General features: G+C 71.9%; 15 protein-coding genes. 5 read left to right on the top strand and 10 right to left on the bottom strand.

The genetic code is table 11. The features are described from left to right. The first annotated feature begins 72 nt into the window (after positions 1 to 72). The 4 genes from pilB to coaE are packed head-to-tail and all read left to right on the top strand — an operon-like array spanning position 73 to position 4,578. The gene (gene pilB / locus FPV26_RS09160) at positions 73 to 1,797 is read left to right on the top strand and encodes a type IV-A pilus assembly ATPase PilB (protein ID WP_147653636.1); all 1,725 of its coding nucleotides are present in this window, start codon (positions 73 to 75) and stop codon (positions 1,795 to 1,797) included. Positions 1,798 to 1,800: 3 nt separating this feature from the next. Then, positions 1,801 to 3,072 carry a type II secretion system F family protein gene (locus tag FPV26_RS09155; RefSeq protein WP_147653583.1) on the top strand — a complete coding sequence of 424 codons (1,272 nt, stop codon included), beginning with the start codon at positions 1,801 to 1,803 and terminating at the stop codon, positions 3,070 to 3,072. Positions 3,073 to 3,081: 9 nt separating this feature from the next. After that, on the top strand, positions 3,082 to 3,948 hold the full coding sequence (locus tag FPV26_RS09150; RefSeq protein ID WP_147653582.1) for a prepilin peptidase: 867 nt from the start codon (positions 3,082 to 3,084) through the stop codon (positions 3,946 to 3,948). 3 nt (positions 3,949 to 3,951) lie between these two features. Then, the gene (coaE, locus tag FPV26_RS09145; RefSeq protein WP_147653581.1) at positions 3,952 to 4,578 is read left to right on the top strand and encodes a dephospho-CoA kinase; all 627 of its coding nucleotides are present in this window, start codon (positions 3,952 to 3,954) and stop codon (positions 4,576 to 4,578) included. A 9-nt stretch (positions 4,579 to 4,587) separates the two neighbouring features. Here coaE and FPV26_RS09140 read toward each other — a convergent pair whose 3' ends face one another. The 3 genes from FPV26_RS09140 to FPV26_RS09130 form a co-directional block, all read right to left on the bottom strand. Further along, positions 4,588 to 5,607 carry a Nudix family hydrolase gene (locus FPV26_RS09140; protein ID WP_147653580.1) on the bottom strand — a complete coding sequence of 340 codons (1,020 nt, stop codon included), beginning with the start codon at positions 5,605 to 5,607 and terminating at the stop codon, positions 4,588 to 4,590. Continuing rightward, positions 5,591 to 8,296 (bottom strand): preprotein translocase subunit SecA, encoded by a 2,706-nt coding sequence (gene secA, locus FPV26_RS09135; protein ID WP_147653579.1) that lies wholly within the window; start codon positions 8,294 to 8,296, stop codon positions 5,591 to 5,593. Before secA ends, FPV26_RS09140 begins: the two co-directional genes overlap by 17 nt. Before the next feature lie 147 nt (positions 8,297 to 8,443). Then, positions 8,444 to 9,361, bottom strand: coding sequence for a peptidoglycan DD-metalloendopeptidase family protein (locus FPV26_RS09130; RefSeq protein ID WP_147653578.1), 918 nt, complete (start codon positions 9,359 to 9,361; stop codon positions 8,444 to 8,446). A gap of 4 nt (positions 9,362 to 9,365) precedes the next feature. Between FPV26_RS09130 and FPV26_RS09125 the strand changes: the two genes are divergently transcribed. After that, positions 9,366 to 9,812 carry a DciA family protein gene (locus tag FPV26_RS09125; RefSeq protein ID WP_147653577.1) on the top strand — a complete coding sequence of 149 codons (447 nt, stop codon included), beginning with the start codon at positions 9,366 to 9,368 and terminating at the stop codon, positions 9,810 to 9,812. Between the two features lie 233 nt (positions 9,813 to 10,045). On the opposite strand, the gene lpxC is transcribed toward FPV26_RS09125, so the two are convergent. The 7 genes from lpxC to murG form a co-directional block, all read right to left on the bottom strand. Beyond that, the gene (gene lpxC / locus FPV26_RS09120; RefSeq protein WP_147653576.1) at positions 10,046 to 10,954 is read right to left on the bottom strand and encodes a UDP-3-O-acyl-N-acetylglucosamine deacetylase; all 909 of its coding nucleotides are present in this window, start codon (positions 10,952 to 10,954) and stop codon (positions 10,046 to 10,048) included. A gap of 326 nt (positions 10,955 to 11,280) precedes the next feature. After that, positions 11,281 to 12,504, bottom strand: a complete 1,224-nt coding sequence (gene ftsZ, locus FPV26_RS09115; RefSeq protein ID WP_147653575.1) for a cell division protein FtsZ — start codon at positions 12,502 to 12,504, stop codon at positions 11,281 to 11,283. Positions 12,505 to 12,626: 122 nt separating this feature from the next. Next, positions 12,627 to 13,862: a cell division protein FtsA gene (ftsA, locus tag FPV26_RS09110; protein WP_147653574.1), complete on the bottom strand. Its 1,236-nt coding sequence runs from the start codon at positions 13,860 to 13,862 to the stop codon at positions 12,627 to 12,629. Then, a complete protein-coding gene (locus FPV26_RS09105) occupies positions 13,859 to 14,617 on the bottom strand; it encodes a cell division protein FtsQ/DivIB (RefSeq protein WP_147653573.1) in 759 nt (252 codons plus the stop codon). Before FPV26_RS09105 ends, ftsA begins: the two co-directional genes overlap by 4 nt. After that, the gene (locus tag FPV26_RS09100) at positions 14,614 to 15,576 is read right to left on the bottom strand and encodes a D-alanine--D-alanine ligase (RefSeq protein WP_147653572.1); all 963 of its coding nucleotides are present in this window, start codon (positions 15,574 to 15,576) and stop codon (positions 14,614 to 14,616) included. Before FPV26_RS09100 ends, FPV26_RS09105 begins: the two co-directional genes overlap by 4 nt. Continuing rightward, positions 15,573 to 17,018, bottom strand: coding sequence for a UDP-N-acetylmuramate--L-alanine ligase (murC, locus tag FPV26_RS09095; RefSeq protein WP_147653571.1), 1,446 nt, complete (start codon positions 17,016 to 17,018; stop codon positions 15,573 to 15,575). The genes FPV26_RS09100 and murC overlap by 4 nt, the downstream gene beginning before the upstream one ends. Beyond that, positions 17,015 to 18,091 (bottom strand): undecaprenyldiphospho-muramoylpentapeptide beta-N-acetylglucosaminyltransferase, encoded by a 1,077-nt coding sequence (gene murG / locus FPV26_RS09090; RefSeq protein ID WP_147653570.1) that lies wholly within the window; start codon positions 18,089 to 18,091, stop codon positions 17,015 to 17,017. The genes murC and murG overlap by 4 nt, the downstream gene beginning before the upstream one ends. Between the last annotated feature and the right edge of the window lie 99 nt (positions 18,092 to 18,190).

The following is an 18,190-nucleotide window of genomic DNA, read 5'->3' as shown; positions in this document are numbered from 1 at the left end:
AGCGACGCCTGTCCGTTCGCGTACATGCGGCTTTGCGTTACATTCGGGTAGAGGGGAAGCTTGGACATGGCATTGGGAACCGTCGCGACCGCCAATCTGGTGGGCATTACCGGCATTGCCCGGCGTCTGGTGCTGGACGGCGCACTCGAGGAAAGCGTCGCCCGCGAGGCCATGGAGGCCGCGACCCGCGAGCGCAAGCCGTTGGCCCTGTTCCTGGCGGAGAGGAAACTGGTCAGCCCGGCGGCGCTGGCCGCGGCCAATTCGATCGAGTTCGGCATGCCGATCTTCGACGTCACGGCCCTGGACCCGTCCGCCTCGGCGATCAAGCTGGTCAGCGAGGAGCTGGTCCGCAAGCACAACGTGCTGCCGCTGTTCAGGCGCGGCGGGCGCCTGTTCGTCGGCGTCACCGACCCCACCAACACCCACGCCCTGGACGAGATCAAGTTCCACACCAACCTGACGGTGGAACCGATCCTGGTGGACGAGGACAAGATCGCCCGGGCCCTGGACCAGTGGCTGGCCAGCGCCGACGCCCTGGCCGAGTCCATGGCCGACGAGGATGGCCTGGAAAACCTGGAGGTCACCGGCGGCGAGGAGGACCTGGGCGGCGACTCCGGCGTTGACGCCAAGGGCGACGACACCCCGGTGGTCAAGTTCATCAACAAGGTGCTGGTGGACGCGATCCGGCGCGGCGCCTCCGACATCCACTTCGAGCCCTACGAGACCGAGTACCGGGTGCGCTTGCGCATCGACGGCCTGCTCAAGCAGGTGGCCAAGGTGCCGGTCAAGCTGCAGGCCCGGATCGCCGCTCGCCTGAAGGTGATGGCCCAGCTCGACATCGCCGAGAAGCGGGTGCCGCAGGACGGCCGCATCAAGCTCAACCTGAGCAAGACCAAGCAGATCGACTTCCGTGTCAGCACCCTGCCCACCCTGTTCGGCGAGAAGGTGGTGCTGCGCATCCTGGACAGCGGTGCGGCCAGGCTCGGCATCGACAAGCTGGGCTACGAGGAGGACCAGAAGCAGCTGTTCCTGGAGGCCATCCGCAAGCCCTACGGCATGGTGCTGGTAACCGGCCCGACCGGCTCGGGCAAGACCGTGTCGCTGTACACCGCGCTCGGCATCCTCAACGACGAGCAGCGCAACATCTCCACGGTCGAGGACCCGGTCGAGATCCGCATGACGGGCATCAACCAGGTGCAGATGAACGTCAAGCGCGGCATGACCTTCGCCGCCGCGCTGCGCGCGTTCCTGCGCCAGGACCCGGACGTGATCATGGTCGGCGAGATCCGCGACCTGGAGACCGCCGAGATCGCGATCAAGGCCGCGCAGACCGGCCACATGGTGCTGTCCACCCTGCACACCAACGACGCGCCGCAGACCATCGCCCGCCTGATGAACATGGGCGTGGCGCCGTACAACATCACCTCCTCGGTGACCCTGGTGATCGCCCAGCGCCTGGCCCGGCGCCTGCACGACTGCAAGCGGCCGGTGCAGCTGCCCGAGCACGCGCTGCTGGCCGAGGGCTTCACCACCGACGAGATCCGCGCCGGCCTGACCATCTACGAGGCGGTCGGCTGTGCCGACTGCACCGAAGGCTACAAGGGCCGCACCGGCATCTACCAGGTGATGCCGATGACCGAGGAAATCCAGCACATCATCCTGGAGGGCGGCAGCGCGCTGCAGATCGCCGAGGCGGCGCAGCGCGCCGGCGTGCGCGACCTGCGCCAGTCCGCCCTGCTCAAGGTCAAGAACGGCATCACCAGCCTCGCCGAAATCAACCGCGTGACCAAGGACTGAGCCATGGCCGCCACCCGCCCCGCCGTCAAGAAGGCCGCTGCGACCCCCGCCCATCCCCCGCGCCTCGGCGTGCAGTTGGTGACCTTCGTCTGGGAAGGCACCGACAAGCGTGGCATGAAGATGAAGGGCGAGCAGGCGGCCAAGAACGCCAGCCTGCTGCGCGCCGAGCTGCGCCGCCAGGGCATCACCCCCACCGTGGTCAAGCCCAAGCCCAAGCCGCTGTTCGGCAGCGCGGGGCGCAAGATCAGCCCCAAGGACATCGCCATCTTCAGCCGCCAGCTGGCGACGATGATGAAGTCCGGCGTGCCGATCACGACCGCGCTGGAGATCATCGCCGGCGGCAACAAGAACCCCAGGATGAAGGAGATGGTGGACAGCCTGCGCCTGGACATCGAGAGCGGCACGTCCCTGTCCGAGGCGATCGCCAAGCACCCGGTCCAGTTCGACGAACTGTACCGCAACCTGGTCAAGGCCGGCGAGTCGGCCGGCGTGCTGGAGACGGTGCTGGACACCATCGCCAGCTACAAGGAGGACATCGAGTCCCTCAAGGGCAAGATCAAGAAGGCGCTCTTCTACCCGGCGGTGGTGATCGCGGTGGCGATCCTGGTCAGCGCGGTGCTGCTGGTGTTCGTGGTGCCGCAGTTCCAGCAGGTGTTCAAGGCCTTCAACGCCGACCTGCCGGCCTTCACCAAGATGATCATCGCCGCCTCCGACTTCATGATCGCCTACTGGTGGGCGGTGTTTCTCGGCCTCATGGCCGCCATCGGCGCCTTCATCTGGTTCAAGAAGCGTTCGATGGCCTTCTCGCACTTCCTGGACCGCCTGATCCTGCGCCTGCCGATCCTCGGCCAGATCATGCACAACGCCGCCATCGCGCGCTTCTCGCGCACCCTGGCCACCACCTTCAAGGCCGGCGTGCCGCTGGTCGAGGCGCTGGACACGGTGGCCGGCGCCACCGGCAACACCGTGTACGAGAAGGCGGTGCACCGCATCCGCGACGACGTGGCCGTGGGCTACCAGGTCAACATGGCGATGAAGCAGGTCAACCTGTTCCCGCACATGGTGATGCAGATGACCGCGATCGGCGAGGAGGCGGGCGCGCTCGACACCATGCTGTTCAAGGTCGCCGAGTTCTACGAGCAGGAGGTCAACAACGCCGTGGACGCGCTGTCCAGCCTGATCGAGCCGGTGATCATGATCTTCATCGGCATCGTGGTCGGCGCGATGGTCGTCGGCATGTACCTGCCGGTGTTCAAGCTCGCGGCGGCGATGTAAGTCTCCCGCATGGCGTTCCTGGACCAGCATCCCGGCCTCGGCTATCCCGCCGCGGCCGGACTCGGGCTGCTGCTCGGCAGCTTCCTCAACGTCGTGATCCTGCGCCTGCCGCGCCGGCTGGAGTGGCAGTGGAAGCGCGACAGCCGCGAGATCCTGGGCGAGCCGGAGATCTACGACCCGCCACCGCCGGGGATCGTGGTCGAGCCCTCGCACTGCCCGCACTGCAAGCACCGGCTGAGCTGGTACGAGAACATCCCGGTGCTGAGCTGGCTGGCGCTGCGCGGGCGCTGCCGCGCCTGCAAGGCGCCGATCTCGGTGCAGTACCCGCTGGTGGAGCTGCTGACCATGCTGCTGGTGCTGGCCAGCGTGTGGCGGTTCGGCTTCGGCTGGCAGGGGTTCGGCGCGATCGTGCTCAGCGGCTTCCTGGTGGCGCTGGCGGGCATCGACCTGCGCACGCGGCTGCTGCCGGACCAGCTGACCCTGCCGCTGATGTGGCTGGGCATCATCGCCGGCATCGAGAACCTGTACATGCCGCTCAAGCCCGCGGTGCTGGGGGCGATGGCGGGCTACCTGAGCCTGTGGTCGGTGTACTGGGTGTACAAGCAGTTCACCGGCAAGGACGGCATGGGCCATGGCGACTTCAAGCTGCTGGCCGCGATCGGCGCGTGGGTGGGGCTGAACGGGGTGATCCCGACCATCCTCATCTCCTCGTTGGTCGGCGCCATCGTCGGCTCGATCTGGCTCGCCGTGCGTGGCCGCGACCGCGCCACGCCGATCCCGTTCGGGCCGTTCCTGGCGATCGCCGGCTGGATCACCTTCTTCTGGGGCGAGGTGCTGGTGGACGGCTACCTGCGCCTGGCCGGGATCCGCGGCTAGGCGATGGCCGGCTTCGTCGTCGGCCTGACCGGGGGTGTCGCCTCGGGCAAGAGCGCGGTGGCCGAGCGCTTCGCCGCGCGCGGGATCGTGGTGGTGGATGCGGACGTGCTCGCCCGCGAGGTGGTCGAGCTTGGGCAACCGGCACTGGCCGAGGTGGTGGCCGCGTTCGGACCGGAGGTGCTCGGTGCCGACGGCCGCCTGGACCGGGCGGCGATGCGCGCGCGGGTGTTCGCCGATCCGCAGGCGCGCAAGCGGCTGGAGGCGCTGCTGCATCCGCGCATCCGCGAGGCGTTGCGCGCGCGCTGCGCGGCGGCGCCGGGGCCGTATGCGATCGCGGCGATCCCGTTGCTGGCCGAGACCGACGCGCCGGAGGCCTACCGCTTCCTCGACCGGGTGCTGGTGGTGGACGCGCCGCAGGAGGCGCAACTGGAGCGGCTGATGCGCCGCGACGGCGCCGACCGGGCGCTGGCACTGCGGATGCTGGCGGCGCAGGCCGGGCGCGCGCAGCGGCTGGCGATCGCCGACGACGTGATCGTCAACGACGGCCCGCTCGAGGCGCTGGAGGCGCACGTGGCGGCGCTGGACGCGCGCTACCGGAGGCTGGCCGCGGCGCAGGCGGCGACGAACTAGGGGCGGGCTTCAGCCCGCCGGCCACAGCGCGCGGATCGCGGCGATGCCCTGCGCGCCATGGGCGCGCGCCGCGGCCAGGTCGGCCGGGCCCAGGCCGCCGATCGCATACAGCGGCAGCACTACCTCCTCACGCAGGCGGGCGAAGCCCTCCCAGCCGAGCGGGTGCGCGCCCGGGTGACTGGCGGTCGGGGCGAGCGGGCCAAGCACGGCGAAGTCGCAGCGCAGGGCCTCGGCCCGGCGCAGTTCCTCGAGGTCGTGGCAGGAGGCGGCGAGCGGCAGCGCCGCCGGCCAGTGGCGGCGGTCGAAATCGTCCAGCTGCGCCGCACGCAGGTGCAGGCCGGCGCCGAGCTGGCGGGCCAGGACGGGATCGCCGTTCACCAGCACCTCCGCGCCGTGGGCCCGGCACAGGGCGACGGCGCGCGCGGCCAACGCCGCCCAGGCCTGCGGCTCGGCGCCGGGCGCGCGCAACTGCACCCGGCGGATGCCGGCGAGCAGCGCGCGCTCGAGTGCGGCGAGCCACGCCGTGGGGTCGGCGCCCGGCGGCGGGGTGACGAGATAGCGGTCCGGCTGCAGCAGCGCCGCCACCACCGGCACGTCGGCCGGCGGCATCGGATAGCGTGGCAACTGGTGCGGCGGCACCCAGGCCAGGGCTTGGCCCTCATGCCCCCGGGGGGTGCCGCGCCAGGCGGCGATGCGGCGCACGTCCAGGCGCAGGCGTTTGTGCGGATAGCGGTGCGGGACGGCGATCAGCGGCGGGCCGGGCTCGATCCGGATCCCGAGTTCCTCGTGCAGCTCGCGCGCCAGCGCCGCCTCCGGGCTCTCGTCGCCCTCGCGCTTGCCGCCGGGGAATTCCCACAGCCCGGCCAGGTCGCGGCCTTCGGTGCGGCGGGCCAGCAGGATCCGGCCGCGGGCGTCGGTGATGACGCCGGCGACGACCTGGACGATGGGGAGACTCGCATCGCCCGACCCCGGCTGCGGGACGGAACCGGGGCGGGAGATGGCCGGCCCTGGGTCAGGCCAACTGCCCATGGCAGTGCTTGTACTTCTTGCCGCTGCCGCACGGGCACGGGTCGTTGCGGCCCACGCGCGGGATCTCGCCGGCGTAGTCGGGCTGCGCGGCCTCCTCGTCGGCGCCGAAGCCGCCGGCGGTGGCGTGCTGGTACTGCATCTGCCGCGCGATCGCCTCGGCGCGGGCGCGTTCCTCGGCCTCGGCGCGGGCGATCTCCTCCTCGCTGCGGATCCGCACCCGGGCGAGCAGGCCGATCACGTCGCGCTTGACCTTCTCCAGCATCTCGCCGAACAGCTCGAACGCCTCGCGCTTGTACTCCTGCTTGGGCTGCTTCTGCGCGTAGCCGCGCAGGTGGATGCCCTGGCGCAGGTAGTCCATCCGCGCCAGGTGCTCCTTCCAGTTCTGGTCGAGCACGTTGAGCATGATGTGCTTTTCCAGCAGGCGCATGTTCTCGGCGCCGATCTGCGCCTCCTTGGCGGCGAACAGCTCCGCCACCGCGTCCTGCACGTGCCGCGCGATCTGCTCGGCGTCGAGCTCGGTGCGCTCGCTGGCGAGCCTGCGCAGATCCAGCGCCAGGCCGAACTCCTCCAGCAGCGCGCCCTCCAGCCCGGCCAGGTCCCACTGCTCGTCCACCGAGTCCGGCGGCACGAAGCGCGCCACCAGGTCGGCGACCACGTCCTCGCGGATGCCGTCGATGTTCTCCTTGACGCTGTCGGCCTCGAGCAGCTCGTTGCGCTGCTGGTAGATGACCTTGCGCTGGTCGTTGTTGACGTCGTCGTAGTCGAGCAGGTTCTTGCGGATGTCGAAGTTGTAGGCCTCGACCTTGCGCTGGGCGTTGGCGATCTGCTTGGTCACCAGCCCGCTCTCGATGACGTCGTCCTCCTTCAGGCCCATCCGCGCCATCACCCGCTGCACCCAGTCGGCGGCGAAGATGCGCATCAGGTTGTCCTCGAGCGACAGGTAGAAGCGCGAGGAACCCGGGTCGCCCTGGCGGCCGGAGCGGCCGCGCAGCTGGTTGTCGATGCGGCGGCTCTCGTGCCGCTCGGTGCCGATGATGTGCAGGCCGCCCAGCGCCTTGACCTGCTCGTGGCGCTGCTGCCATTCGGCGCGCACGCGGGCGCGCTCCTCGTCGCCGGCGTCGGGGCCGAGCGCGGCCAGGTCGGCCTCGAGCGAGCCGCCGAGCACGATGTCGGTGCCGCGGCCGGCCATGTTGGTGGCGATGGTCACCGCCCCGGGCCGGCCGGCGTTGGCCACGATCTGCGCCTCGCGCTCGTGCTGCTTGGCGTTGAGCACCTCGTGCGGGATGCCGATCTTCTTCAGCTCCGCGCTGAGCAGCTCCGACACCTCGATCGAGGTGGTGCCCACCAGCACCGGCTGGCCGCGCTGGTAGCAGTCGCGGATCTCGGCGAGCACGGCGCGGTACTTGCCGGCCTTGTTCAGGAACACCTGGTCCGGGTGGTCCACGCGGATCATCGGGCGGTGGGTCGGGATCACCACCACCTCCAGGCCGTAGATGCTCTGGAACTCGTAGGCCTCGGTGTCGGCGGTGCCGGTCATGCCCGCGAGCTTGCGGTACATGCGGAACAGGTTCTGGAAGGTGATCGAGGCGAGCGTCTGGTTCTCGCGCTGCACCGGCACGCCTTCCTTGGCCTCCACCGCCTGGTGCAGGCCGTCGGACCAGCGCCGCCCCGGCAGGGTGCGGCCGGTGAACTCGTCCACGATGATCACCTCGCCGTCGCGGACGATGTAGTCCACGTCGCGGTGGTACAGCGCGTGCGCGCGCAGCGCGGCGTTGAGGTGGTGGACCACGTGGATGTTGTGCGCGGCGTACAGGCCGTCGTCGGCGGCGATCACGCCGGCGCGGCGCAGCAGCTCCTCGGCATGCTCCTGGCCGGCCTCGGACAGGTGCACCTGCTTGGCCTTCTCGTCCACCCAGTAGTCGCCGGGGCCGTCCTCGACCTGCTGCCGGGTCAGCAAGGGCACGATCCGGTTGACCTTGATGTACAGCTCGGGCGACTCGTCGGCCGGGCCGGAGATGATCAGCGGGGTGCGCGCCTCGTCGATCAGGATCGAGTCCACCTCGTCCACGATCGCGAAGTGCAGGCCGCGCTGGAACCGGTCCTCCTTCGACAGCGCCATGTTGTCGCGCAGGTAGTCGAAGCCGATCTCGTTGTTGGTGGCGTAGGTGATGTCCGCGGCGTAGGCGGCCTTCTTGTCCGAGTGCGGCATGCCCGGGTAGACCACGCCCACCGACAGGCCGAGCCAGTTGTAGAGCCTGCCCATCCAGGCCGCGTCGCGGCGGGCGAGGTAGTCGTTGACGGTGACCACGTGCACGCCCTTGCCCTCGAGCGCGTTGAGGTACACCGGCAGCGTGGCGACCAGGGTCTTGCCCTCGCCGGTGCGCATCTCGGCGATCTTGCCCATGTGCAGGACCATGCCGCCGATCAGCTGCACGTCGTAGTGGCGCATGCCGAGCACGCGGCGGCTGGCCTCGCGGCAGACGGCGAAGGCCTCCGGCAGCAGCTTGTCCAGCGACTCGCCGCCGGCCACCCGCTCGCGAAACTCCTGCGTCCTGGCCTGGAGCGCCTCGTCCGACAGCGCCATCATCTGCGGCTCGAGGGCGTTGATCTTCTTGACCACGACGCCGAGTTGGCGCAGCAGGCGTTCGTTGCGGCTGCCGAAGACGCGGGTGAGCAGGCTGTTGAGCATTTCGGATCCGGTGCGGAAGGTCGGGTGGGCGCGCGCCCTGGCAATAAAAAAGGGCGCACGGCGCCCTTTCACGGCAACGCGGGATTGTACGTGGAGACGCGGCCCCGGGGTATCAAGCCCGGCCGGCCGCGCCCCGCGGCGCGGCCCTCAGCCGCGCGTCTGCCGCTGGCCGAGGAACTTGCGCGGGTCGACCGCGCGCCCGTGCTCCCAGACCTCGAAATGGACGTGGGCGCCGGTGGAGCGGCCGGTGGAGCCGGCCTTGGCGATCTCCTGGCCGCTGCGGACCAGGTCGCCCACCCGCACGCTCAGGCGCGAGTTGTGCGCATAGCGGGTGACGTAGCCGTTGCCGTGGTCCACCTCGACGGTGATGCCGTAGCCGGCGCGCGGGCCGGCGTAGCTGACCACGCCGTCGGCGACCGCGAACACCGGGTCGCCCACGTCGGCCTCGAAGTCCAGGCCCTTGTGGAACTGGCGGCCGCCGCGGATCGGGTCGGCGCGGCCGCCGTAGCCGGAGGTGATGTAGCTGTTGATCGGCGCGCGCGAGGGCACGGCGCTGCGGTCGAGCTCGCGGTCGAACAACAGCGCCTCCAGCACCGAGAGCTGCTTGCCCGAGGCCGCGAACTGGCGCTCCACGTCCTCGAGGTCGGCGACCAGCTGCCCGGGCGGCATGTCGCGCACCGGACCGGCACCGCCGGTGGGCACCGGCTGGTCGAAGTCGAACTCGCCCTCGGCCAGCTGGCCCATCCGGGTCAGGCGCTCGCCGAGCGCGTTCAGGCGGTTGGCCTGGGCCTGCAGCTCGCCCACGCGCGCGGCCAGGGCGTTGATCTCGCGCTGCGCGCCCTCGCGCACCTCGCGCAGCTCGCCCTGCTGGCGGGCCAGCTCGGCGCGCAGCAGCGCGTTCTCGGCCGTGCCGTAGGCGGCGTGCGCCGCCGCGCCGAGCGCCAGGCCGCAGCCCAGCACGGCCGTGAAGGCGGCCAGCGGTCGGGCCAGGAGCAGGGCGTGGACGCGCCGGCCGAGCAGGGACAGGCGGCTGCGCGTATTGTGTGGTTCGAATTCGAAGGTCATTGCGATGTCAGGTTCCAGGCCCGGCGGGAAGTCCCCCGCGACCGCACGTCCAGCGCTCGATGCGCTGTTCGGCGATGCCGCGTTCGACCCCTTGCGTCGCGCGCTCTGGCTCGACGCCTTGGACCGCAAGTTGCGCCCCTGCCTGCCGCCGCCGCTGGCCGCGCATGCGCGGCTGGCCAACTTCAGCCGTGGCAGGCTCGTGTTCGTCGTCGAGTCTCCGGTGTGGCGCGCCAAACTGCGGCTGGCCGCACCCGAGGTGCTCGACGCCGCCCGTTCCCTCGGGCTCGACGTGACCGATGTGGTCGCCAAGGTGGCGACCGCTCCGGCATTCCGGCCGGAACGGACCGATCCCCTGCCCGGCCCGCGGTCGGCGGCAGCGCGCGATGCCCTGCGCGATGCCATGGCGTCCCTGGAAGATCCCCCGTCCGGGGGATCGCAAGACGACTCCTGAGTTGGCCGGTGACGACGGGGAACCGCGTTTCCCTCAACCCGGCCGTCACGAGCCGAGCGGGCATGCTACCGGCCCCCTCCCCGGATTTCGTTAAACCGGCAGCAGGCTATCGTTAATTTTTTGTTAAATATTCGGCCGGTTTCACAGAATGCTCACCAATGTGAGCCCCAGCCGGATGGCCGCGCGTATTCAGGAGAGCGAGGGTGGCCCGGAAGCGGGCCGGGCGCGCCGGCTCAGGCCGGGATCGGCAGGCCGTAGGCCACGGGCGCGGCCGCGGGGTCGTCGAAGGTGACCTCTTCCCACGCCGCAGCGTCGGCGAGCAGGGCGCGCACCAGCTTGTTGTTGAGGGCGTGGCCGGACTTGTAGCCCTCGAACGCGCCGATGATCGGGCGGCCGGCCAGATACAGGTCGCCGACCGCGTCCAGGATCTTGTGCCGCACGAACTCGTCGGCGTAGCGCAGGCCGTCCTCGTTCAGCACCCGGAACTCGTCCAGCACGATCGCATTGTCCATCGAGCCGCCCAGCGCCAGGTTGCGCTCGCGCATGAACTCCAGGTCGCGCATGAAGCCGAAGGTGCGGGCGCGGCTGACCTCCTTGACGTAGGAGGCGGTGGAGAACTCGATTTCGGCGCGCGACTGCGAGGGCGGGATCGCCGGATGGTCGAACACCACGGTGAAGCCGATCCGGAAGCCGTCGTGCGGGGTGAAGCGGGCGAGCTTGTCGCCCTCGCGCACCTCCACCGGCCGGCGCACGCGGATGAAGCGCTTGGGCGCGTGCTGCTCGGCGATGCCCGCCGACTGCAGCAGGAACACGAACGGGCCGGCCGAGCCGTCCATGATCGGCACCTCGGGCGCCGACAGCTCGACGTAGGCGTTGTCCACACCCAGCCCCGCCAGCGCCGACATCAGGTGCTCGACCGTCATCACCTTGGCGCCGGCGCAGGACAGGCCGGTGCAGAGCATGGTCTCGGTGACCAGGGCCGCGCTGGCCGGGATCTCGACCACCGGGTCGAGGTCCACCCGCCGGAACACGATACCGGTGTCGGCCGGGGCCGGGCGCAGCGTGAGATAGACCTTCTCGCCGCTGTGCAGGCCCACGCCGGTGGCGCGGATCACGTTCTTGAGGGTGCGCTGGCGCAGCATCGGGTCGGGGCGGATTCCGGACGACGACGAACGGGGACGAAAACGAAAACGCAGAACCGGCGGAACGACGGGACGCCGCGCCTGAACCGGACACTACGGCGGCACAGCCTAGCACGCGGCTGGCTGAACCTGAACGGAAGGGGCGGCATGCCCCTGCGGGGGAAAGGAAAGCGGCCGGCCGGCTTGCGCCGGACCGGCCGGAAAGTCCCGCCGGCCCGGGCCGGCCGGCGGGAAGAGGAGGACGGACGACGGGCCCCACCCCGTCCCTCCCCCGCAGGCGGGGGAAGGCGCGGATCGCCTCCCCCGGCGCGGGGGAGGCCGGAGGGTCAGTCGGCCTGGCGACGCAGGAACGCGGGGATGTCCAGGTAATCCGCCGGCAGCTCGGCGGCCGGTGTCGCCGCCGGCTCGGCGCTGCGGCTGCGCAGCCCGCTGGCGATGCTGGGCATCGCCGGCGTCTGCGCGTCCACGCGGTCGAGCAGCATGCCGGTGGTGCCGTCGCGCCGCGCCTGGGTGTTGATCAGCTGCACCTGCGGTCGGCGCGCCTCGCCGAACTCGCGCTCCGTGCCGCGCGCCGGCTGGCGCACAGCGGCGCGGTTCAGGCCGGTGGCGACCACGGTGACCTTGACCATGTCCTGCATGTCCGGGTCGAGCACGGTGCCGATCACCACCGTGGCGTCCTCGCTGGCGAACTGGTCCACCACCCGGCCGATCTCGTCGAACTCGGCCATGGTGAAGTCCGGGCCGGCGGTGATGTTGACCAGGATGCCGTTCGCGCCGGCCAGGTTGACGTCGTCGAGCAGCGGGTTCTGGATCGCGGCCTCGGCCGCGGCCTGGGCGCGGTCGTCGCCGCGCGCGCTGCCGGTGCCCATCATCGCCAGGCCCATCTCGCTCATCACCGTGCGCACGTCGGCGAAGTCCACGTTGATCAGGCCCGGGCGCACGATCAGGTCGGCGATGCCCTGCACCGCGCCGAGCAGCACGTCGTTGGCGGCGCGGAAGGCCTGGATCATGGTCGCGTTGCGGCCGAGCACGGTGATCAGCTTCTCGTTCGGGATCGTGATCAGCGAGTCCACGTGCTGGCTCAGCTCCTCGATGCCCTTCAGCGCCACCTGCATGCGCCGGCGGCCCTCGAACGGGAACGGCTTGGTCACCACCGCCACCGTCAGGATCCCCATCTCCTTGGCCAGCTGCGCCACCACCGGCGCCGCGCCGGTGCCGGTGCCGCCGCCCATGCCGGCGGTGATGAACACCATGTCGGCGCCCGACAGCGCCTCGGTGATCCGCTCGCGGTCCTCGAGCGCGGCCTGGCGGCCGACCTCGGGGTTCGCGCCGGCGCCCAGGCCCTTGGTCACGTTCGCGCCGAGCTGCAGCTGCAGCTTGGCGCCGCAGTTCTTGATCGCCTGGGCATCGGTGTTGGCGGTGATGAACTCCACGCCGTCCACGCTGCTGCTGACCATGTGCGCGACCGCGTTGCCGCCGCCGCCGCCCACGCCGATGACCTTGATGACCGCGTTCGGGGCCATCTTCTCTACCAGTTCGAAATGCGCCATGTCCGTGTCCTCCGTTGTTATGTCTTGCTCGTGTGAATCGGGGTGTCGCCCGTTGCCCTGCCTGTCTCCGTCTCCGCCGTCCTTCCGCTTCCGCCGCCCGCCTCCGTGCGCGCGATGCAGCCTCAGAACTCGCCGCGATACCAGTTCTTCAGCCGGTTCCAGAAACTGCCCGCGCGCCCGCCGGCGAGCGACGGCCGCCGCGGGTGCTCGATCTGGCTGCCCATCAGCAGCAGGCCCACGCCGGTGGCGTGGACCGGGTTGCCGACCACCTCGCCCAGGCCGGTGACGTGCTGCGGGATGCCCACCCGCACCGGCATCTGCAGCATCTCCTCGGCCAGTTCGACCACGCCTTCCATCTTCGCGGCGCCGCCGGTGAGCACCATGCCGGCGCGCACGTGCGGCTCGAAGCCGGAACGGCGCAGCTCGGCCTGCACCATCTCGAAGATCTCCTCGTAGCGCGCCTGCACCGCCTGCGCGAGCGAGTGCCGCGGCAGGCGCCGCGGCGGGCGGTCGCCGACGCTCGGGACCTGGATGCTCTCCTCCGCCGTCGCCAGCTGCGCCAGCGCGCAGGCGTAGCGGACCTTGATCTGCTCGGCCTCCGGGGTGGGCGTGCGCAGCATGTGCGCGATGTCCTCGGTGACCTTGTCGCCGGCGATCGGCAGGCTGGCGCTGTGCGCGATCGCGCCGTGCACGAACACCGCGATGTCGGTGGTGCCGGCGCCGATGTCCACCAGCACCACGCCGAGCTCGCGCTCGTCGGGGGTGAGCACGGCAGTGCTGGAGGCGAGCGAGGCCAGGATCAGGTCGTCCACCTGCAGCCCGCAGCGCTGCACGCACTTGGTGATGTTGGCCGCGGCCGACTGCGCGCACACCACCAGGTGCGCGTGCACCTCCAGGCGCACACCGGTCATGCCGACCGGGTTGCGGATCCCCTCCTGCGAATCGTCGAGCACGTAGTCGCGCGGGATCGCGTGCAGGATCTTCTGGTCGGCCGGGATCGCCACCGCCTTGGCCGCCTCGAGCACGCGGTCGAGGTCGGCCCAGGTGACCTCGCCGTCGCGGATCGGGGCGATGCCCTGCGAGTTGCGGCACTGCACGTGGCTGCCGGTGATCGAGGCGTACACCGAGCGCACCTCGCAGCCGGCCATCAGCTCGGCCTCCTCGATCGCGCGCTGGATGGACTGCACGGTGGATTCGATGTCCACCACCACGCCGCGCTTGAGCCCGCGCGATTCGTGCGAGCCGATGCCGATCACCTCGATCGGCGCGCCGGGGGTGTACTCGCCGACCAGCGCGGTCACCTTCGAGGTGCCGATGTCGAGGCCGACGATCAGCGACTTGTCGCCTTTGCGGTTCATGCCTGTCCTTCCTGGGTACTGCTGCCTGCCGCGCGCGGCGCGGCAGGGTCGGGGTCGGGGCGCGCGGTCCAGGCCAGCGCGAAGCCATTCGTGTAGCGCAGGTCGGCGCGGACCAGCAGGCGCGGTTCCTGCGCCAGCAGCCGCGGCAGCAGGCGCGCGAAGCGGGCCAGGCGCAGGCGCGCGTCGTCGCGGCCGAGCACGACCTCGGTGCCGCCGGAGAGGGTGAGCGACCAGCTGCCGCGGCGGTCGAGCGTCACCGCGCGCACGTCCTGGCCGCTCGGCGCGAACAGGGTGCGCGCCTCGTTGTACAGCGCGACCACCTCGGCGATGCGCGCCTGCGGCGCGTCGAAGCGCGGCAGGTCCGCGGGCACCGCCACGCCGCGGGCCGGGAACAGCCGGCCGCGCTCGGACAGCAGCCGGTCCGCGCCCCAGCGCGCGAACGGACGGTGTTCGCTCACCGTCACCTCGATCACGTCCGGCCAGCGCTTGCGCACCTCGGCGCGCTCGACCCACGGCAGCTGCGCCACCGCGCGCTGCGCGCCGGCCAGGTCCACGGCGAAGAACCCGCCTCGCGCGTACGGCAGCACCGCCGCGCGCAGCCGCGCCTCGTCCACGCGCTCGAGGCGGCCGTGCACGCGCAGGGTGCGCAGCGGCCAGCGCTCGGCGCCGATCCAGCCGTTGACCACGGCCACGACCGGCAGCGCCACCAGCGCCAGCGCCAGGATCCACGCGAGGATGCGCAGCAGCGCGTTCACGGCCGCTCCACCTCCACGGTCTGTTCCAGGATCCGCCAGCACAGTTCCTCGAAGCCGATCCCGAGCTGGGCCGCGGCCTTGGGCACCAGCGAGTGGCTGGTCATGCCGGGCGCGGTGTTGATCTCGAGCAGGTACAGCCGGCCACTGGCGCGGTCGCGCATCACGTCCACCCGGCCCCAGCCGCGGCAGTCGGCGGCGACGAAGGCATCGAGCGCGAGGCGGCGGATCCCGGCCTCGTCCGCGCCCTCCAGGCCCGGGCACAGGTACTGGGTGTCCTCGGCGACGTACTTGGCGTGGTAGTCGTACCACTCGCCCTTGGGCACGATCCGGATCGAGGGCAGCGCGGTCTGGCCGAGGATGCCGACGGTGAGCTCGTCGCCCACGATCAGCTGCTCCATCAGCAGCTCGCCCGGGTAGCGCGCGGCCAGTTCGACCGCGTCCTCCAGCCCGGCCTCGTCGAACACGCGCGAGACGCCGACGCTGGAGCCCTCGCATGCCGGCTTGACGATCACCGGCAGGCCCAGCGCGCGCGCCGCGGCATGCACGTCGTCGCCCTTGCGCAGGCGCGCGTAGCGCGGCGTGGGCAGGCCCAGGCTGAGCCAGACCTGCTTGGTGCGGATCTTGTCCATGCTCAGCGCGCTGCCGAGCACGCCCGAGCCGGTGTAGGGCACGCCGAAGGCCTCGAGCAGGCCCTGCAGCACGCCGTCCTCGCCGCCGCCATGGTGGCCGTGGAGGACGTTGAACACGCGGTCGAAGCGGCGCTCGACCAGGGCCGCGACCAGGGCCGGGATGCCGTCCACCGCATGCGCGTCCACGCCGCGCGCGCGCAGCGCCGCGAGCACGTTGCGGCCGGAGTCGAGCGAGACCTCGCGCTCGGCGCTGGTGCCGCCCATCAGCACCGCGACCCGGCCGAAGGCGGCCGGATCGGCGATGCGCGGCGGCGGGAATGCGTTGCTCACCGGCCTGCTCCTTCGAACCCCTGCGCGGCCAGTTGCTGCGCGACCTGGCCGATGTCGCCGGCGCCCATCAGCAGCAGCAGGTCGCCGTCCTGCAGCACGTCGGGCAACACATGGACGAGTTCGCCGGGGCCGCCGACCACGATCGGATCAATGCGGCCGCGGGCGCGGATCGCGCGCGCCAGCGAGCGCGCGTCGGCGCCGGCGATCGGCGCCTCGCCGGCGGGATAGACCTCGGTCAGCACCAGCGTGTCCACGGAGGACAGCACCGCGGCGAAGTCGTCGAACAGGTCGCGGGTGCGGGTGTAGCGGTGCGGCTGGAACGCCACCACCAGGCGCCGCTCGGGCCAGCCGCCGCGCGCGGCGGCGAACACCGCCTCGAGCTCGGCCGGGTGGTGGCCGTAGTCGTCCACCAGCTGCACCCGCGCGCCCTTCGGCGTGGTCAGCTCGCCGAGCAGGTTGAAGCGGCGGCCGATGCCGGCGAACTGGGCGAACGCGCGCGCGATCGCCGCAGGCTGGACTCCGAGCTGCCAGCCGACCGCGGCCGCGGCGAGCGCGTTCTGCACGTTGTGGCGCCCGGGCAGCGCCAGCTCGACTGCGGTGCGCGTGCCGTCCGGCAGGCACAGGGTGAAGTGCATGCGCGCGCCCTGCTGGCGCACGTCCTCGGCGCGCACGTCGGCCTGCGGCGCGAAGCCGTAGGTCATCACGTGGCGCGGCGTGTCGGCGGCGAGCGCGGCCACTTCCGGATCGTCCACGCACAGCACCGCCAGGCCGTAGAACGGCAGCCGGTGCAGGAACTCGGCGAACGCGGCCTGGACCTTGGCGAAGTCGCCGCCGTAGTTCTCCAGGTGGTCGGCGTCAATGTTGGTGACGATCGCCACCGCCGGGTTCAGGCGCAGGAAGCTGCCGTCGCTCTCGTCGGCCTCGGCCACCAGCCACTGGCCGCCGCCCAGGCGCGCATTGGCGCCGGCGGCGAGCAGCTTGCCGCCGATCACGAAGGTGGGGTCGAGCCCGCCCTCGCCGAGCACGCTCGCGGTGAGCGAGGTGGTGGTGGTCTTGCCGTGGGTGCCGGCCACCGCGATGCCGCGCTTGAAGCGCATCAGCTCGGCCAGCATCTCCGCGCGCGGCACGATCGGGATGCGCTGGGCGCGGGCCTCGAGCAGCTCCGGGTTGTCCGGCCGGATCGCGCTGGAGACCACCACGCAGTCGGCGTCGAGCACGTTGGCCGCGGCGTGGCCGCGGTGCACGGTGACGCCGAGCGAGGCCAGCCGGCGGGTGACCGCGTTGTCGGCGCTGTCGGAACCGGAAACCTGGTAGCCGAGCGTGCACAGCACCTCGGCGATGCCGCTCATGCCGACCCCGCCGATGCCGATGAAGTGCACGCGCGGGTAGGCCTTGGCGAGGTCGCCGGTGGCCATCAGGCGGCGCGGATGCAGCGGGCTCATGCGGTCTCCTCGAGGACGGCGGCGGCGACGCGCGCGGCGGCGTCGGGGCGGGCGAGCGCACGCGCGGCCTCGGCCATGGCGCGGCGCGTGGCGGGGTCGGCGACGATCTCGGCGAGCGCGGCGCGCAGGCGCGCGGCCAGGGTTTCGTCCTGCCTGAGCAGGCGCGCGGCGCCGCGCTCGACCAGGTATTCGGCGTTGCGGGTCTGGTGGTCGTCCACCGCCTGCGGGAACGGCACCAGCACGCTGCCGACGCCGACCGCGCACAGCTCGGCCAGGGTCAGCGCGCCGGCGCGGCAGACCACGAAGTCGGCCCAGGCGTAGGCGCCGGCCATGTCGGCGATGAACGGCTCGATCGTCGCCTGCACGCCGGCCTGCGCGTACGCGGCCTCGGCCTCGGCGCGCAGCGCCTCGCCGCACTGGTGGCGGACCTCGATGCGCAGCTCGCGCAGCTGCGCCAGCGCCTGCGGCACCGCGGCGTTGAGCGCGCGCGCGCCCTGGCTGCCGCCGAGCACCAGCAGGCGCAGGCTGCCGGCGTCGCGGCCGGCGAAGCGCACCGACGGCGGCGGCACCGCCGCGATCTCCTCGCGCACCGGGTTGCCGACCACCTCCTCCACGCCGGACGCGAAGGTGCCGGGGAAGCCGGTGAGCACGCGCCGCGCGAGCCGCGCCAGCACCCGGTTGGTCAGGCCCGGCGCGCGGTTCTGCTCGTGCACCAGCAGCGGCAGGCCGAGCAGCCGCGCCGCCAGCCCGCCCGGGCCCGCGGCGTAGCCGCCGAAGCTCACCACCGCCGCCGGCCGGCGTGCGCGCAGCACGCGCAGCGCCGCGCGCACCGCGCCGATCAGTTGCACCGGCAGCGCGAGCAGCGCGCGCACGCCCTTGCCGCGCACGCCGCGCACCGGAATGGTGTCGAGGACCAGGCCATGGCCGGGCACCAGCCGCGTCTCCATCGCCCCTTCCGCGCCCAGCCAGCACACCTCCACGCCGCGCGCGCGCAGCGCGCGCGCCACCGCCAGGCCCGGGAAGATGTGGCCGCCGGTGCCGCCGGCAAGGATCATGACCGGGCGCGCGCTCATGCGGTCCTCCCGAGCGTGGGCTCGATCCGCTGGCGCAGGCGGCTGGTGCCGCGCGGCGCCGCCTCGGCCCGCGCCGGCGGCGGCGCCGCGATCGGCGCG

Source organism: Vulcaniibacterium gelatinicum, assembly GCF_008033445.1.
Classification (GTDB): domain Bacteria; phylum Pseudomonadota; class Gammaproteobacteria; order Xanthomonadales; family Xanthomonadaceae; genus Vulcaniibacterium_B; species Vulcaniibacterium_B gelatinicum.
The sequence above is the reverse complement of the archived record's forward strand: the minus strand, read 5'-3'. Positions and strand labels throughout refer to the sequence as shown.

Excerpts from the sequence above, each read along its gene's own strand:
- ftsA (WP_147653574.1), bottom strand. The coding sequence starts at position 13,862 with ATGAACCGCAAAGGCGACAAGTCGCTGATCGTCGGCCTCGACATCGGC.
- FPV26_RS09125 (WP_147653577.1), top strand. The coding sequence starts at position 9,366 with ATGTCAGGTTCCAGGCCCGGCGGGAAGTCCCCCGCGACCGCACGTCCA.
- FPV26_RS09150 (WP_147653582.1), top strand. The coding sequence starts at position 3,082 with ATGGCGTTCCTGGACCAGCATCCCGGCCTCGGCTATCCCGCCGCGGCC.
- murG (WP_147653570.1), bottom strand. The coding sequence starts at position 18,091 with ATGAGCGCGCGCCCGGTCATGATCCTTGCCGGCGGCACCGGCGGCCAC.
- coaE (WP_147653581.1), top strand. The coding sequence starts at position 3,952 with ATGGCCGGCTTCGTCGTCGGCCTGACCGGGGGTGTCGCCTCGGGCAAG.
- FPV26_RS09140 (WP_147653580.1), bottom strand. The coding sequence starts at position 5,607 with ATGGGCAGTTGGCCTGACCCAGGGCCGGCCATCTCCCGCCCCGGTTCC.
- ftsZ (WP_147653575.1), bottom strand. The coding sequence starts at position 12,504 with ATGGCGCATTTCGAACTGGTAGAGAAGATGGCCCCGAACGCGGTCATC.
- lpxC (WP_147653576.1), bottom strand. The coding sequence starts at position 10,954 with ATGCTGCGCCAGCGCACCCTCAAGAACGTGATCCGCGCCACCGGCGTG.
- FPV26_RS09155 (WP_147653583.1), top strand. The coding sequence starts at position 1,801 with ATGGCCGCCACCCGCCCCGCCGTCAAGAAGGCCGCTGCGACCCCCGCC.
- murC (WP_147653571.1), bottom strand. The coding sequence starts at position 17,018 with ATGAGCCCGCTGCATCCGCGCCGCCTGATGGCCACCGGCGACCTCGCC.
- secA (WP_147653579.1), bottom strand. The coding sequence starts at position 8,296 with ATGCTCAACAGCCTGCTCACCCGCGTCTTCGGCAGCCGCAACGAACGC.
- FPV26_RS09130 (WP_147653578.1), bottom strand. The coding sequence starts at position 9,361 with ATGACCTTCGAATTCGAACCACACAATACGCGCAGCCGCCTGTCCCTG.